We start from the raw sequence: 17,370 nt of genomic DNA, 5'->3' as shown, positions 1-17,370 counted from the left end.
GAGGTTAGAAAGTGAAGAAAGCAATTTTGTCGGCAGGAGTGGTGATCCCTATGTTAGCGGCGTTCGCACAGGAACCGGCGAGCCCGGATCTTGTCAAGAAGGGGACGGTTGTGAACGCCAAGCTGATCGCGGCGGCAGATAGCGAACGCAAGGCCCTGTTTGAAGAGATTGACAAGCTCAAAAAAGAGGTGGCCGCCCTGAAAGCGGGGTCATTGGGAGCACCTAAGCAGCTCGAAGCTTCCGAGCCCAAGGGCGAAATCAGGGGTAATTCGATCAGCGCCTTCGATGCCGAGCGTCTCTATTACACGATTAAGGAGACTGACGGGTACGTGAACGCGACGGGGGATTTGAGCACGGGGCGTGAATACAACAAGCACAGCCTGGTCCTTGTCGAGAAGCGTGCTAAGAAGCGCAGCCGCATCACCGGGGGGACGTGGATCGACAACGACGCCATCGCCAAATTCGAGTTCGACAAGAACAAAAAGGGGGCTTACGCCTTCATGGGCGTCTTCTATAAGGTGCAGACCTACATGGCGAACGCGCGGCAGGTGCCGTCAGCGAAAACAGGCGAGATCCGCCGCGTCCTCTGGAAGAACGATATCGTGATGGTGCAAAAGACCCTCGAGAGCGAAGGGGGCACGTGGGGCCGCCTAAGCGACGGGCTTTACATGAATATCCGTCTGCTGAAACGGGTGGACTTCTATGAATAAGACCGCCCGCGTTCTTTCGGCACTGCTTTTGACGGCTGCGGCTGCACAGGCAATCGACTACAGCAGCCAGGTGGCTCCGTATGCGCAGGATCTTGTGCAGATGGTCGGTGACAAAGAGGTGCGTGCCGAATTCGAAAAGATCAAAAGCAACCCCGCCTTTGCCGGGGCGATCGAAGAGCTCTCGAAAGGCAGCACGGGAAGATCCTACACGCGGAAAAGCGACAAGAAGGAGGTCTACCTTGCTATTCCGGACCTCACCGGCGTTGTGTTCCCGCAACTTACCAAAGTGGACGGGCTTCTGCCGGCATGGATCGGGATGCAGCTGAACGCGATGTTTTACAACAACCGGAACGTCGAGGTGAACCGCAAGTGGGGCCTCGGGTTCGCCAAGGCGGCCCACGACCGCTCCTTCTGCCTCGGGCACCTTTACTACGGCGATATGCTGGTGTCCGCGAGGGAGGATCGGCGTGGTGCGAAACTTTCATGGAAGCAGGGGCTTGACAGCTGTATCGGCCCGGAGTCAACGAAGTGGTATTTAAAAACACGCTACTTGCGCTGATGATTGGGATTGCGGGCGCCGGGGCTAAAGACCTTGGCACCTTCGGGGCCACTTACCCCGTCGGGGAGCCCGACATTATTGCGATGCTCAAAAAAGAGCACGAGGCGAACGAGCCCGAATATTCGCAGATGGTGCAAGAGGGCATCGACGCGGCCTTCAGCGTGGACGTGACGTTGAAGCCAAGCCACGCGGACGCCACGACGGAAGGGGTTGACACCTTTGTCCTCCCCTATGACATTTACGACGAGTTCGGAAGCATCCGTTGGCATCAGGGCGACGTGGCCGTCGCCCCGGCGATGCCGAAAGGGATCACCGAGTCATTCTGCTTTGTCGACGGAGCACGTAAAGACGTTCTGCCGGCGGCGATCAGGGAAATGGGAAGCGAGTGCAAATTCCTCGTCGCAAACGAGGACGTCCGGGTGCTCATGCGGCGGCCGGAGTACGAAGGGATGAGTTTTTACCCCTATTCATCCCCGCTTGCGGAACGTTACGCAATCGAGTCGTTCCCCGCGAAACTGACGCTCTTTGAAGATAAGAAGCGCGTGACCTATTACAGCGTGGACAGACTGCGCGAAATCATGAAGAACAGGAGATGAAAGAAATGAAACGCATTGCCGGTTTGTTGCTTGTCGGTACGACGCTGATGGCGAATCCGAGCACGTCACGGGGCGGCTGGATCAGCACGATGTTTTCGGACCTGGCCTTCGATTATTTCGTACGGTCGTTCGAGATCCTTCCCGAGCTGAAAGTGTGTAAACCGAGCTCGGTCGAGGACGGCCTGTTCGGTGTTCGCATCAGGCACTCCGACGTGTTCCTCTTTACCGAGACGGTGCGCGAGAAGGGGTACACCCAAGCCCTCGACACCAACATTTTAGGGGATACGGCCGGCGGCAGCTCGACGGCGCTCAAATACATGGGGACCAATGGCGAGAAAGAGGGCAGCCAGTACGTCAATGCCCTCGAGCTTCCGTTTATCGGCATGGCGGCAAAGAAGCTGTCGGAAACAGGACTCTTCTGCTTTCACCCGGGCACCAAGACGTCGTTCTACTTCTCATGGATGGACCCGACTTCGACGGATTACATGAAAGCCAAGGTGATGCCGGAACTCGCGCTGCTGATGAATATCCCCGGCATCGCTTCGGAAGTGCTTGATTGCGTCGCCACGACAACGTACAGCGCGTTGCCGTGGGGGAGTAAATACAGCTCGGTCGGCAAGGCATCGGCCCGTGTCATTGACATGATGCATCATACCATCGGATGCGATGGCGTGAAGTCGCTCGGGAACGCGAACCTTTCGGAGTCACCGCTCGTCAACAGCTTCATTATCTCGAATACGGCGCTGTACGAAATGGCCCGTTACGGGGTTATGGTGAAGCAGAGCAAGTCAAGCGTGCTCAATGAGGGGCGCGACGTCGAGTGCGGCGCGAAGGCGGGGCCGATCATCAAGACCCAGTTCGTCCCGCAGCTGATCCGCCCGGTCCCGGGTTACGTGTTCGAAAACGGGGCCTCCCCTGCAGAGTGGGCGGCTTTCAAGAACGATGCGACCACCGCGGGTGATACGGTCTTCGGGTGGTGGGTGCGAAAAGAGTTCGTAGCATTTGCAGCAAGGTGTGTTTGGTAATGGCAGAGATTTACAGCAAACGTTCAGAGATCAACGAAATCGTCAGCCGCTTTCTCGAGAGCAAGCATGACATAGAGACGGTAATCGAGCGCGCACTGGAGCGTTACTTCAATGTCGAGAAGGTGGTGAGTTTCGGCGAGGATGAGTTCTTGCTTTACAACGCCGATGCGATCGGGCGCAAAAGCCTCTCCGACGTAGACATGAAAGCGTTTAAACCTGTGTTGTCGGAGGAGATGGAGCACTTTGTAAAGATCCGTCGTTTGAGCGAATTCTATGCGCCCATTGTCCGTTCCGGCGGGATCGTCTTTGGGGCGTTTCTTGCCAGGGGCGAGGGTGTAGCCGTGTTCTCCGCCTATTTCAAGTCGCAGCGCATCGGCGATTTCCGCATCCTTGTCGACGACGACGAGCTGAACCTCGCCCATTATGACTACGAGAACGACTTTGTGCCGATCCATGTCGATTTTGAAAGCCTCTTTTTTGAAGAGGGCGGCATCTACGCCGAGGGGGTCGTGCGCAGCCGTTCACTCATCATCATGCTTATTGGCCGGACCGCTAAGAAACTCGCGGAGTCCGGTATCGGCAAACTGGCCGTCAATGTAGAGCGGATCAATTACCGCACGCACGTTGTGACCGTGCGCCCGAGCATCCCGCTCGTAGGCGATGTGATCGACTACCTTGAAAAAGAACTATATGGAGTGTACCGGATGCGCTTAAACCTAGCCACAGCAGGAGGGAAACAATGAGGATTGCCACGCTATCACTGGCCGCAATTTTGCTTTTCAACACGGCGCATGCAGGTTCCGTCGCCGACTTTTACGATCAGCTGCAGAGCGACCTTGGGGACTACGCCTATATCAACGGCACCCCGGGCGGCGAGTGGACAGACCCCTCGACGGGCGCGACCTATTACAGCGCAGGCTCTTTGGAGTTCCGCTTCAAGACCAACGCCAACTACCAACCGTGGATGCAGGTGCGTTCGCCGTCGGTCAATTCGGGGTGTAACGCTATCTCTTTCGACTTCGGCTTTGTGTCGCTGATGAACATCGAGGATATCGGGCAACAGTTGCAGCAGGCTGGGCTAAGCCTTTTGGGAGGCTTCATGTCTCAGTTGCTCTACTCCACGCCGATCCTCGGCGAGATTATGGCCAAGGTAAACGCGATCACGCGGGAGATCCAGGCGCTTATGCAGGATGCGTGTAGTATCGGCAAGAATCTTGGCAACAAGACGAAATCCGCGGTTGCCGACAGCGCCATTGCAAAAATGTTCGACGCAGATCCTCAGCAGGCCGTTACCAACACTTCCAAGAACGAAGACGAGAAAACGCTGTATGAGTATGTTGACAGCGGCGTACAAAGCGCCCTCGATGCCGTCAAGTGTTTCAGAACGACGGCCAACGGCGACGACTGTTCGGGCGTGGCGGCCGGCGACGGAAATACGATCCTGGCCGCGGCGATCAAAACGAGTACCCCGGTATCCTCGACCCCGAACCCGATCATCAAAAGCGGCATCGTGTTCAACAAGAAGAAGGATGCTTTCCTCATCAAGATCAAGTCGTCAGACTTCTTCCAGGGCACTTCGCCGGAGAGCGGTGTAGGCGTCGCGTCGTTCGTCGGGGAAGCCAAGGAGATCCTGAAAATACTTTTTGCGGTTGCACCGCTGAAAGTTGAAAGCGGTGCAGTGTGCGCCAAGGCGGAGGATGCTTACGTCAACCTCAACAACACCGAGGAGCCAGCGGCATTGACGCAATTTATCAAAGGGCAGCTGGCCGACCAACAGAAGCTTGCCGAATCGGTGCAGGTGCCTCAACCGCTCAAACAGGTCATTCCTCTTGAGCAGTTTGCAAACTTCGTTATCAATGGCTATATCGACGGCAACGAGACGGCGCGCGGATCTTACAAAATCCCGTCGTTCAACCTTTACATCACGCAGATCCCGGCAAGCCAACCGACAGAGGGAAGCGCAGCGGCCGAAGCGGCCGAACCGAACGGGCAGCGCCTCGAGCGGCGCATCATGGTCTGTGGCGCGCACGACGACGCAGGAGAGACGATCAAGTGGCAGGGTGTGTCGAACGTCGAGGATGTGATCGGGCAGATCGAGCATATCGCATACGGCACGGGCGCGAACAACCCGAACGTACTGTTGACGTCCGAGGTCGCGGCAGCCGCGGATGCGCTGAAAAAACGTCAGACCATGCTTGAGAAGAAGCTGCTGATCTATCCTACCGGGGCGATGGACGTCAATATCCTCGCCGCGTACAACAACTATCTCATAACGCAGCGTTTCGTCCAGGGGATGGCAAACCTTGTTGACCAGTTCAGCGAGAGTACAACGGCCGATGCCGTTACGGGTGTCAGCGGCATGGTCGGCGACCTTCAATCCAAGCTTCAGGGGTTGCGCGAAAATATGGCATCGGCATTGTCGGCGAAGATCGGTGCCGATCAGGCGATCTCAAGCTACGAAACCCGTCTGCGCGCGGATATCCACTACATCGAGGGGGCGTACAAAGAGAATACGGCAAAAATGCGCCGGAACTAAACGAAAGCGGCGCGGCCGCCTTCGTATCCTGCAGCGCCTTCGGGGTTCTGCATGATGCGAAAGCGTCATTTTTAGGGGCACAGCGATTCCGCTGGAGCCGAGAGAAACACTATAAAAAAGGAGACCCAATGGAAGGTCAAACACAGGCACCGAAAAACAACGCGCGCGACGACCTGCTCGCCGCAATCACCAGTGATATCGAAAAGCTTCCGACCAAGAAGCTTCGCGCCCTCAACTCTGCCGTGCAGGCACTCTCGCGCCGTGAAGGTGTGTTCATGCCGGTTGTGGCAAGCGCCTACAACGAGACGAAAAACCTGATGTTCATCGCGCAGGAGATCGATGCGATTTCCAGTGGCGTTCGCAGCCACATGGGCGGAACACGCATGAGCTTCGCCGAGGGCGAAGAAGTGCTCAACTCCATCCCTGAACTTGTCAATCCTATCAAGGAGTTCTGCGACAAGATGAACGGGAAGGGCTTCGGCACGTTCGAGGGGATCCGCAGAGCGCAGCGCCACGGCAAGAAAGCAGGGAAAGAAACCCCGGAAGAAGAGGGTGAAGATGCTGCTGCTGCGCCCAAGTCGGCCGCAGGCAAGGCCGCAGCTGCGGCTAAAAAGACACCGGCAAAATAAGGCGTAGTTCAATGGCAAAGAAAGCGAAGCGCAAAGAGCTTACCCCCGAGGAGCGGATCCGCGAGATTATCAAGTACCGCGGCTACCTCCGCCCCATCCTTGAGCAGCTCGAAAAAGAGCAGTACAAGATGAGCAAGGAGGAGGTAGACCTCGCCAAATCCCGTGTCGGTAAGCTCTTGACGCACCTTGCCACTTTGGAAGGGCCCTACATCGACGTCGAAAAAGGGCTTTACAACGGACTGGGCATCAACATGCTTGACCCGTCAGACAACAAAGTGGTCCCCATCTATTGGGATTGGGAGGCGATCGAAAACCATGTCGGCGTCACCGGCGCGTCCGGTGTCGGCAAAACCATTCTAATGCTTCTGCACGCAAAGCAGATCATTATGAAGGGTTGGAATTTGATCATCACGGATCCCAAAGGGGGGCATGGCCAGGAGATCGTCAACGCCGTCGCTTCCTTTGCCAAAGAGTTCGGAAGGCTTCCTGACTTCAACTATATGTCCCCGGCCTACCCGGATTTGGACTTCTTTATGAACCCCCTTTATGGCATGACCAACGAAGAGCGCGCGTCGCTCGTGGCGAACCTCGTCGGTGGTGATTCCAATGATGAGAAAGGGATGTTCTTTAAAAACGTCGTTTACAAGACCGTCCTTGCGACGCTGTTGGGGCTTGAATACCTCGAGGCGGTAGCGGATCCCGACGGCAGCCTGACGAAGCAGGCGGAAAAAGAGGAGATGATGAGGTACGAAATGTACCGTAAAACCAACAGCCTCAACACGAAGGTAGACCGTGAGAACATGATCGGCGTCCCCGATGCCGTCGACGCGATGAACGATCCTGGGCAGATAGACCAGGGAAGCGCGGGCGTCAACCTCAGAACCAACAGCATGGTGACGTTCAAAGAGCTCGCGCATTATGCGATCTACGACAACCTCCGCGCCCTCGACGCGGCAGTGCGCAACACTATCGCCAACTTCGGCGAAGAGGTGCCGCGCCATATCCGCGACAAGGTGAAGGCCAAGGAGAGTGCGGCGAAGGACGCCCTGAAAGACGTACTCTCGCAGGAAAAGGAGTTCTTCAACAAAATTTCCGTCTCACTCTCCACCGTATTGGCGCAGCTCTCCACAGGACCGATGGAAAAGCTCTTCTGCAAGTTCAAGATCAACCCACTCGTTCCGCGACTGCTCAGCGCGGACAAGGGTGTGATTCTCGTGCTGCAGCCGTTCCCGTTGAAGTTCGGCACCGTCAGCGATATGATGGTCAAAATCATTCTGCGGCAGGTGTCGGTGTTCCTCGGGAACATCGGTGCAACCGACCGCAAGCTGCCCCGCCGTCTCGCGCTGATGATCGACGAAGCGGGGTCGGTCGCCTACCCGGGCATCGAGGACGTGTTCAACAAGGCGCGTGCGCTCGGGGCGACCATGTTCGTCTATACCCAGTCGCACCAGGACTGGATCGACAGGCTCGGGGAGACCAAGGCGAAAATCGTTTCGGACAATATCAATACGACCGTCCGGATGCGCATGAACGACGAGGAGAGCCGCGAGCGTGTCTCCAGGGAGATCGGTACGGTCAAGGAGATGCGCTCGTCCACCGTCGCCTCGCACAACGGTGTCGAAGGCAAAAGCATCATTTCGAGTGAGCAGGCGTACGCAATCGACCCTTCGGACGTGGCACGCATCCCGGTCGGCAGGGGTCTGATGAAGTATCGCAGTTCGGTGTACCTCGTGGACTTTGCCCACTACGGCAAAACGTTCCCGCGTATGGTGTTCGGCGACAATGATTATCTTGAAAAAATGGAAAACATTAAAGAAGGAGAGGGGGTAGTATGAAAAAGGTGATTACAGGTATTTTGGCAGCGGCCGTCATGGCAGTTTCCGCGTCGGCGCTCGACATGCCGATCCACAACAAGCAGGATATCTATCTTGAAAACGGGGCGTTCACCGTCCTCGAATTCCCGTTCGATATCAAGAAAACTGTGCTCGGCGGCTTCATCGGCAAGCGCAAGGTCAAGGAGCAGACAACGCTCCAGAAGGCAAAGGACGCCGTAACGAACAAAAAGAGCGGCAAGACCGCCGCCACCCCGCCGTCGGAACCGAAGCCCGTCAACATCAAGCAGGGCACGAGGTCGCTGACGATCCTGCCAAAGCAGGTCGGTCACTTTGAGCTGGTCGTTTGGGGCTACAACAAGTACCCGATTATGCTCACCTTCCATGTCGCCGCCCCGGACGCAAAGGGCAAGATGGCCGACGGGAACAAGGTAGAGAACTATTTCAACTTCATCGACTACCAGATCGACGAGCAAAAAGCGGAGACATTCGAGCAAACCGCGCACGAGAAGGTTATTACGCTGCTGATCCGCGCCATCTACAACGACAAGCTCCCCAGTGGCTACAAGCGCACCCAGTATTCACAACTCTTCGACAAGGACGGTGATATCTCGCACCGGCTCAACCGTGCCTTCATTGGGTCGCGCTACAGGGTTGACGAGTATATTTTGAAAAACAATCTCCAGGAGACGCTCCGGCTGTATGAGGAAATGTTCGCCGCGGAGAACGTCTACGCTGTTGCGCTTGAAAACGAACTTCTCAAAGCGGGCGAAATGGGGCGTGTGTTCATCGTTCGAGCTAACACCAAAGAGCGCTAAGACGCTACACTGCGGCCAAAGGAGACAAAGTGGAGACCGACAAAAAGCAAAGACTATCTCGTGCAGAGAAAAAGGCCCTGAAGGCCGCTGAAAAGGCCGCGAATAAAGCCCGATTGAGAGAGGAGCGTGAACAGGGGATGCGCGACCTGCGGACGCTTCTCAGCGATCCGATCGGGGTACTGCGTTCCAACAATCAGACGGGCCTCATTATCCTCGGCCTCTATACGGTAGGCGCATTTACGCTTCTTATGACCCCGATGCACGGGACAGGGCCCTTCCTTTTTACGCTCGGGTATTTTGCTTTCGGATTCTTCGGGCTGCCACGGATCCTCAAACGTTTTAAAAGCGAGGATGAATGATGCGACGTTTACTCCTTTTTCTTTTTGCATTGTCAACCACTGCGTCGGCGGCCGGCGTTGATATAGCCGGAGGCGTTTTCGGCGTCTATGTTTACGGTGACGTCCAGGCAGTATCCCAGGCGTTCAATGCCGTTGCCATGATGGTGAACGACGCGGACCTGATGAACGTCGTGAAGATCCTCGCGGGGGTCGTGGGCGCTCTCTACGCGGCGCGTAGCCTCGTCGCACATGACCTCAACGCTGTCGGGAAGGACATTGCATGGATCATCGGGGTTATGACGCTGCTGCTCGGGCCTTCGGCCCATGTGCATATTGTCGATAAGCGTGTCATGGTTAACGCGGCTCCGGGATCCGGCTACGTCGCATACGATGATGTTGACAACGTCCCTTACGTTCTTGCTCTCGCCACGGGCGCCGCCAGCTCTTTTACGGACGTTTTTATCAATCCGATCGACCAGGCGACCGCACCAATCTCGGGCAGCGAGCTCACGTTCTCTGCTGTCGGCTTCATGGAACAGTTCAATATCCTTTCGAGGATGATGGAGGTTTCCACCCACCTCGTCAATGATGCGAACAGTTCAAAATACTACACCCGCCTGAGCAATTACTACCGTACCTGCATCATTGAGAAGTCCATCCAGATAGGCGATGGCATGTATAAGGTGATGAACCCTGCTACGTCTATTGAGGCGGTGACGCCCGCAGATATCGGGATTGAAGCAGAACGCTACGACGCGGACTATACGTGCGGCGACTATTTCAATAACTTTGTCGTGGACGCCTATGACAATGTCGGGGCTGCACTCGAGACAAAGCTCAAAAGGGTGAAATCCGAATTTGATATCACCGGCATGGATCCGGAGCTGACCCGGCTGTACGGCGACGCCAGTCTGATCGCCAATACCAAGCAGGCGTTGGTGAATATGGCGGTTGCGCGCAAAATCATCCCCGATGCGATCGACGCAACCACGACGGGCGTCTCCGGGTTTGACACGGCGAACGCCGTCTCTATGGCGAACTCGAAAAACAATATGATGGCCGAGGGTGCGGGGCAGTATGCGTGGGTGAAGGATATGGTGCCAAAGGCGATGCATATCCTTCTGCTTATCATCATTATCTCCTATCTGCCTATGGCGGTCGTGGCGTCACTTGTCGGTACGATGCGCGGCGCTAAAATTGTCATGAACTACGCCTTCGGACTCGTCGCGTTTGACTTTATCAACGTCGCACTGGCACTGGTGCACAACGTCATGAATTACTACGCGCTTTCGGGTGCGACGAAGCTCGTGGTCGCAATGGGCACCAACCCGCTCACGGCGTCGAATATTTCATACTACGCAAGCTATATGGCGGAAATGTCCGGGGTGGCGGGTATTATCGGGGTGGCGTCAATTCTGCTTGTCCCGGCCCTGGTATTCAAGGGTGAGACTTTCGCGGCTTCGCAGATCGCAATGGGGATCCGCGGCGCCTACCAAAGCGGCGGCCTCGACGGTGCGGAAGAGGCTTACAAGCGTGCCGCAGTCGATCGGCGATCGGAGCTGGACGAGTCCGATGCGGCGGCGGAGGCGATCCGCGCAGGCAGGGCCCTCGATGCATTGGGTATATCCTATGCCAAAGGTGAGGAGATGCGCGTCTGGCGGGACATTCAGCAGGGCATGGATGCCGCAGCAGTTAATAACTCGGCATCGCGCGCCATGCATAGCGAGGGCGGTTACGATGCGCTCAACACCAGTGCAGTCGCCAAAGCTGAAAAATCCATGCAATCACAGGTTGGCTACGGGGAGGCCATGCAGGAAATGGTCGTCGCCGGCGGCGAACTCTCCGTCCTGGAGATCGCGGGCGCGGCCGGGAAGGTCGAAGGGGGCCGCGGGGCGGCTGCCGATTACGGTGTCGCTACCGAGGCCAAGCACCAAGGCATGATGGACAACAACGGCGGGATTGACGTCGGAAGCCAGAACTTTGGGAACCTGTTGGAATCATCGACAGTCGATGCCCGTTCGGAAGTGCGTTCTTCGGTCAAAAAAGGCAAGGAAATAAACCGGGTAGAAGACGGCGAAGAAAAATTCGCTGAAGGTAAGTCCTACGCGGCGGTGTCCGATGCCCACGCCGCAATGACCGCGGGGGATCTCGGCAGCGACGAGGCGTTCCGTGCGCAAGGTGTGTCGCAGGGTGTCAGAAGCGTCGGCGAGGCACAGGCGGCCCTCAAATCCCAGTTTACTGATGCAAACGGCTTCTTGAAGAAAAAACTCACGTCCGACGATATCGACACGCTCACTGCCCACGCGCAGGACCTGGCCGGCGATATCAACAAGAAAGAAGAGGAGATGAAGGCCGAGGAATCCGGCGCGGCCGGGCACGGCAAGGGCAGAGGGAAGCGATGGCAAAACCTCAAGGCCGAACGCGACGCCCTGGCGCAGCACCTTGAGGGGGTCAACAACACGATCAATGCGATCGCAGCGGAAGGCGAAGTGTCCAACACTGAGTTCGAGGGGCTTCTCAAAGGCACGGAGCGTCAGGCGCGCTCCTCACTCAACAAGACGATCGGCGTCGGCAAGGCAACCCCTCAAGACAGTGACGGGAACCCGATCAGCGAAGAGCAGTATATGGCGAACCTGCAAAAAAGCGGGGCAATGTCCTATATCCTGGATGGCGTCAAGGGTGAGGCCGCGGCCAAGTCAATGCATGTCAGCCATGACGAGCGCGGTTACATCGACGGCCTCGAGCTTAACGACAATATGGCGAAGGGTACATATCGCCAGACCGTTGCCGGGCAGAAAAATACCGAAGCGGCGGCTGAGGTCGAGAAGGGCGGCGAGCGCATCAGCGATGAAGAGTACGTCAAGAACGCGGAAGCCAATGCGATCGAGAAAGAGACCTCCTCGCAGATCCACGGCGGCAAGATCCGGGAGAACTATGGCGACAAGCTTCACGACGCCAAGGAAATGGATTTCGTCAAAGGCTTGACCACCGCAGAGCAGAAGGAGATGGAAGACAAGTCCGTCGAAGCGGGCAACAAGTATCTGCAGGCGCAGGATCTACTCAAAGAAGCCGACGAGCTGCAGGCCAAAGGAAACACGGAGGCCGCGCGTTCTCGCAGGGAGAAAGCAGCCACACTCATGCAGGAATCAGATGCCCTTGCAAACGATGCCGTGGAACTGTTCGGCAAGACCGGTGCCAGGGAAAAGGTCGCCAAGCGCTTTTCCGACGTCGTCTCCTCTATCGAGGGCAGCAAGCTCGATTCGATGTTCGGTCAGGCTGTCGGTATTGACAAGAACATGGCCCAGTACCCGGCCATGTACGCCATGAACGCCGCATATTCCGAAATGCAACGCCAGCAGACGACGGCGGCGAAAATCGCCACGCAGGGCGGCATTGACAAAGCCGTAGCGACAGACGTGTCCGAAGCGGCGATGAAGGCCGCCTCGCAGCAGGGAGCGAACCAGGGGCAGATCGAGCAGATGGCGAAGAAGGCCGGAATGGACGACGGCGCTGCCAAAGAATTCTCCAAAGCGATCACCGATGGTGCGAAGAACGCCAAGGACTTGATCGCCGCGGGGATCACCGCTGCAGGAGCAACGCTGGCGCGTCAGATGAGCGCGGGCAAAACTTCCGAAGACCTCAGAAGCGTAGACGTGAAGCAGCGTAGCGGAATCATCGACGAGCGCGGTGCGCTGACGGAAGATGCCGTAGCGGCCTTCGACCGTGCAGATGCGGGCAAATTCTCCGAGCAGCTGCGTCGAAGTGAATTGCTGCAAGATCAGGATGCCATGAACAAGGCGATGACTTCCGGTATCACACGAGCAATGCCGGAAGACCGTAAGCGCGTCGCGCAGGACATGGTTGAAGCCGGAGCGCTGGAAGCGATGCCGGAGTTCGACGAGAAAAACAACGTCAAGCCCGAATCCGTCAAGGCGGCAAGGGGTGAGAAAATGGCGATGGCGCTCGGCTGGGCCGAGGGTAACCGAATGACCGACAAGCTCGGCGGGGCCATCTTCGGAGGCTATGACTTCCAGCTTGCGAAAGATCAGGTGAATGCGAAGAATAATAACGGGACCGTTGTAACGGAAGGTACGAAAATCGACGAACACACTGACGGTGCTGTCTTCGATACGAAGAAGGAAGCGGCTGATACAGCATTGACGAAACGGTATATGGATGTCAAAGACGATGTGGCGCGAGCCGCCTCACAAGGCGTTGGACCGCTGCAACAGCTTTTTAAATCATGGGGCATGGATGATGAATCCTCAAAATCTTGGGCTACAGGCGTTATAGCTGGCGGCGGGGTATTGACGCTTGCGGAGTTCGGGTCGATTGCCAAAAATATCAAAGATGGCAAGGCTCGTATTCACAAGAAAGATGCAGACGGTAATGACCTTTACAGAGATGTGGACGGTAATGAAGTCAAGAAAGATGACAAAGGCTTCTTTACCGAGGATTCGGAGGGGAAACGTGTTGACTACGAAGGGAACACCAAAGCCCTGAAGCCTAAACTTGGGCGACCTAAAGGCGGTGTTATATTTGAGAGCGGCGTGAAGGGGTTTACGGGTATTCGATACGCAGTGAATGCGGTCTCAGACAGACTTGGCTTTACGTCTTCTACGGACGATGTCAAACAGCCCAACGACAAAACCGGCGGCTCCAGCGACGGCCATCAAGGCAACGAACATGGCGGCACCCCAGGCCAAAGCCCATACGAGAACGTCAAACATGGTACACCTCCTTCTGAAAGTTTTAATGATAATTTAACACAACATGAGCAGACAGTCAAATTTTCGGCTGCCGAAAATGATAAAAAACTGCAAAATGTTAATGCAAGCATATCACAACTGCAAGACATGCCTGCCAGAGACCTTGCTCCGCAGGTACTTAAAAGCGCGGCCGGCGACTTCAGAACGATGGCGTTGTCCTCCGATGCTCCTGCGGGTAAAAAAGCGGCACTCAACCTGGTCGCCAGAAAACTTGAAGAGGCAGCCGCGGGCGACAAGCCGGTGCAGACTGATGGCGACCTTATGCAGGAAGCGGGCATCAGCCAGGCTGACTTCGACGAGCGCGGCGTGAAGGTTAGCGGGGACTACGTGGATACCGCACGGACGGGTGATACGGAGCGCACCAAGCAGCTTGATACGCTCAAAGCCGAAAGACAGCACCTTGAAACTGCTCAAAAAGGGCTCGAGCCTATCGCCGATGTTCCGGACGAACCGGATACTGCAGGAGCGCAAGAGAAGCGTACCGCTGCACAGACCGTGCGCCAGACTCCACCGGAAGTTGCGCAACAGGAAGTCGCCTATAAAGCGGCTGCTACAGTAGAGAGCGCAGAGGATCCGGCCAAGACCACGAAGGCCAAGGAGGTACTGAGCAAGCTTGCCAACGACAAGCCTATCACGAAGAACGACCTGAAAGTGCTCGATATCAACCCCTCCACATTCGCCATGTCCGGCGAGTATGGCAACGTTGTGGACTTCGAGGCCACCAATGAAGGAAGGGCGAACGCGACGGCGAACCGGCTTGAACGTGAAGCCCGCGTCCTCGACGGTACGGCGACGCCGCAGGAGGTCCAGCGCACGAAAGCAGAAGTTGCGATCAATACAGCGCAGAGCAAGGGTGTACTTGACACCAGGACCGCCGCGGGCCTCAAAGTGAAACTTGCCAAGGGCGGCCAGCTTTCCGCAGCTGAATATGAAGCAATCGGTATGGAGGCGCCGGAAGCCGTCAAGCCTGCGGAGTCAACCACGACGCCGGTGGCAGAGGGTGAGAAGGTCGGTGAAACAACGACGACGCCTGCAGCAGAGGGTGAGAAGGTCAGTAAGCCTGCCAGACCTGCCTTGTCGGTAGCGGAGGCCTCGATGAAGTTCGAGGAGATCCAGACAGGGCGTGAGCAATTCATGACGATGAAGCCAAGCGATATCGGGCGGCGTACCGTTGCCAAGATGCTGGAGGCCAAGCGTGCAGAGACGCCGCGCGGAACAGAGGAGAGCCGGGTGCTCGCCCAAGTGGAAAGCGACTTCAAAGAGAACAAACTCACCCGCGACACGCTTCATTCCGCAGGCTTTACCGATGCAGACCTCGCTAAGAACAGGGTCGTCACCGGCGGCGGAAAATACGGCAAGATTGATTATGCCGCCACGGGCGAAGAGGTTAAGGCTGCCGGCATGGCCAAGATCGAAGAGCAGTTCGTTGAAGCTAAGGCCGACCTTGACAGTGCAAAAGCAAACGAGCCGTTCGCACTGCCGGAGGAGAAGAGGGCGAATGCCATCTATCGTGAGATGGTGAATACAAGCAATGCGGATCCTAAAGCGGTCGGTGCGGAACAAGTGAACAGTCTCCTCGACAATGAGATTAAAACGGAACAGGCCAAGCCGAACCCGGATACGGGCCGCATCCAGGCACTCGAAACCGCGAAACAGAATTTTGCCAAAACCGGCGCCATCGGTATGGACGAGCTCAAAGGGGCGGTGTATGACGAAAGGAGCATTGCAAGCAAGTTCATTGTGGATGGGCCTGACGGTACAGTAGACCTTGAATCGACCGGAACAATCGCCAAAGAAGTCAGGGTTGGCACCCTGCAGGGTGAATATGAAACGGCACGGGTGACGGCGGATACGGCAAAAGCGAACGCCCATGCCGATGCGGTTCAGTATGTTAAAGAAAAGCAGAACACTTTCGGGCAAAAGCCAGTGCGTGACCTGCCGAAGTCCGGGACTGTTCTTGACGCTGGCAGAGTCGAAGGCAAAGGCGAAGAGCCGAAAGCAACAATCCGTCCGGAAGCGGCACCGTCACCAAACGCGGCACCGTCACCAAATACGGCGCCGGCGCCAGAGACGGCACCGATGCAGGAGCCGCAACAAACAGAAGGCTTTGACCGTCAGCCCGAACCGGACGCCAAACCGCAGCAGGTCGACGACGTTCCCAAGACGCAGAAGCATCACACCCCGGGCCGCCCGCGCGCCGGTCATGTCGTAGCGGCAGGCGGTGCGATCGCACTTTCCGCAGTGGCGACCGATATGCTGTTGACAGGCAACTATGAGCCTGCCGTTGAGGCCGTTAAAGGCGTCGGGAGACAGGCAATGCACGGCCGCTTCCTCGGAAGCCAGAACGGAGATAAATCTGTGGCTGCTTCGGTCGGCGGTCTGTTCGTTGGTGAAGGCGGATGGAAAGCAGCAGGATCGCACGTTGAGCAGGGCAATTACGGGAAAGCCTTCGCTACGCTCGCTGCGGGTATGGGGAGCGAAGCCGTCAACGGCCTCGCGTTCCTTACAAACACCGGGGCAAACCTTGTGGATGCAACGATCGACACCCTCGGAGGCGGCGACTTCAAAGAGAGCTACAACAAGCACCGTAAATCCGAGTTCTGGTCGACGGATCATGACTTTGTCAGTGGCTTAGGCCTTGACCAGGGCACGACCCCTGCAGGGGCACCGTCCTCCGCGCCGTCTCCTCAAGGCAAGCAGGCACCGGAAGCGCAAACGGAAGGAAGCGCAGGCAGCGGTGTCACTCCGGAACAAGCGGCACAGTATCAGCAGCGTTCGGATGCGTTGCAATTACAGCCGTCACACAAGGTCGGGAAGGATGCTTTAGTGCGCATGGTTGACGCTGTTGCGACACCGACAACGGAACAGCAGGCGGCAGCACAGCATGTCAGGACAGCCGTGGCGGAACAGCAGCCAGTTACCACGCAGATGCTCACCGCAGCAGGCGTTCCGCAAAGAACGATCACGGCTATACCGACCGATGCCGACGGCGTAGTTGATACTACGATGCTTGGTTCCACGGTCAAGGGTGCGGCGGCGCAGGAGGCGAAGCGTATTCAAGAACGCATCATTAAAGATACTACCATCGACCAAGGTGCGAGTACAGACAACAGCGGGGACGTTACTGAGTCAGATCGTACAACTGCACCGACTGCTAACGTTCGTCCTGAAGAGCACAACGCGCCGGAGGCCTCAGAATCGACACTGGGCGCGCCGCAGGCCCGGACGGAAGCACCAAGAATGGAAGTGCCGACAACCGCCGCAACGGGCGCACTGACGCAGCCTTCCGCGCCTGTGCAGCCGAGCATTACATCTCTGTCGGCAGCGCTGGATGCGGAGTACCAGCAAAAGGGGCACAACCTGCAGACCGTACCTTCTCAGCGGGTCGGCGAGGGCGCATTGATCCTTGCGGTCGATTCGGTCCCCGCACCGACGCCGGAGCAGCAGGCGGCAGCGGCGGAAGTGCGGCTGGCGGCCACAAACCGCACACCCGTCACGGCGCAAATGCTCCTCGATGCGGGGGTGTCGAAGGAACAAGTCGTCTCCATGCCGCTTGAC

Annotated in this window: 11 protein-coding genes; all 11 read left to right on the top strand. The window is 57.0% G+C overall.

Features of this window, described 5'->3' with window-relative positions:
- Positions 1-50: 50 nt before the first annotated feature.
- The gene (locus ACXWTF_RS12560) at positions 51-710 is read left to right on the top strand and encodes a hypothetical protein (RefSeq protein ID WP_461715330.1); all 660 of its coding nucleotides are present in this window, start codon (positions 51-53) and stop codon (positions 708-710) included.
- Positions 703-1,269 (top strand): hypothetical protein, encoded by a 567-nt coding sequence (locus tag ACXWTF_RS12555; RefSeq protein ID WP_461715329.1) that lies wholly within the window; start codon positions 703-705, stop codon positions 1,267-1,269. The genes ACXWTF_RS12560 and ACXWTF_RS12555 overlap by 8 nt, the downstream gene beginning before the upstream one ends.
- Complete coding sequence (locus tag ACXWTF_RS12550) at positions 1,269-1,865, top strand: hypothetical protein (RefSeq protein ID WP_461715328.1); 597 nt, start codon at positions 1,269-1,271, stop codon at positions 1,863-1,865. Before ACXWTF_RS12555 ends, ACXWTF_RS12550 begins: the two co-directional genes overlap by 1 nt.
- A gap of 5 nt (positions 1,866-1,870) precedes the next feature.
- Positions 1,871-2,890: a hypothetical protein gene (locus ACXWTF_RS12545; RefSeq protein WP_461715327.1), complete on the top strand. Its 1,020-nt coding sequence runs from the start codon at positions 1,871-1,873 to the stop codon at positions 2,888-2,890.
- Positions 2,890-3,633: a hypothetical protein gene (locus tag ACXWTF_RS12540; RefSeq protein ID WP_461715326.1), complete on the top strand. Its 744-nt coding sequence runs from the start codon at positions 2,890-2,892 to the stop codon at positions 3,631-3,633. Before ACXWTF_RS12545 ends, ACXWTF_RS12540 begins: the two co-directional genes overlap by 1 nt.
- Positions 3,630-5,426 carry a conjugal transfer protein TraH gene (locus ACXWTF_RS12535; RefSeq protein WP_461715325.1) on the top strand — a complete coding sequence of 599 codons (1,797 nt, stop codon included), beginning with the start codon at positions 3,630-3,632 and terminating at the stop codon, positions 5,424-5,426. Before ACXWTF_RS12540 ends, ACXWTF_RS12535 begins: the two co-directional genes overlap by 4 nt.
- 128 nt (positions 5,427-5,554) lie before the next feature.
- Positions 5,555-6,055: a hypothetical protein gene (locus ACXWTF_RS12530; protein ID WP_461715324.1), complete on the top strand. Its 501-nt coding sequence runs from the start codon at positions 5,555-5,557 to the stop codon at positions 6,053-6,055.
- 11 nt (positions 6,056-6,066) lie between these two features.
- Positions 6,067-7,890 (top strand): type IV secretory system conjugative DNA transfer family protein, encoded by a 1,824-nt coding sequence (locus tag ACXWTF_RS12525; RefSeq protein ID WP_461715323.1) that lies wholly within the window; start codon positions 6,067-6,069, stop codon positions 7,888-7,890.
- Positions 7,887-8,705 (top strand): hypothetical protein, encoded by an 819-nt coding sequence (locus ACXWTF_RS12520; RefSeq protein ID WP_461715322.1) that lies wholly within the window; start codon positions 7,887-7,889, stop codon positions 8,703-8,705. The genes ACXWTF_RS12525 and ACXWTF_RS12520 overlap by 4 nt, the downstream gene beginning before the upstream one ends.
- A 29-nt stretch (positions 8,706-8,734) precedes the next feature.
- A complete protein-coding gene (locus tag ACXWTF_RS12515; RefSeq protein WP_461715321.1) occupies positions 8,735-9,064 on the top strand; it encodes a hypothetical protein in 330 nt (109 codons plus the stop codon).
- Positions 9,064-17,370 (top strand): conjugal transfer protein TraG N-terminal domain-containing protein (locus tag ACXWTF_RS12510; RefSeq protein WP_461715320.1); only part of this gene is annotated, 8,307 nt, incomplete at its 3' end. The genes ACXWTF_RS12515 and ACXWTF_RS12510, both read left to right, overlap by 1 nt.

This window comes from Thiomicrolovo sp. ZZH C-3, assembly GCF_054862725.1.
The sequence above is the reverse complement of the archived record's forward strand: the minus strand, read 5'-3'. Positions and strand labels throughout refer to the sequence as shown.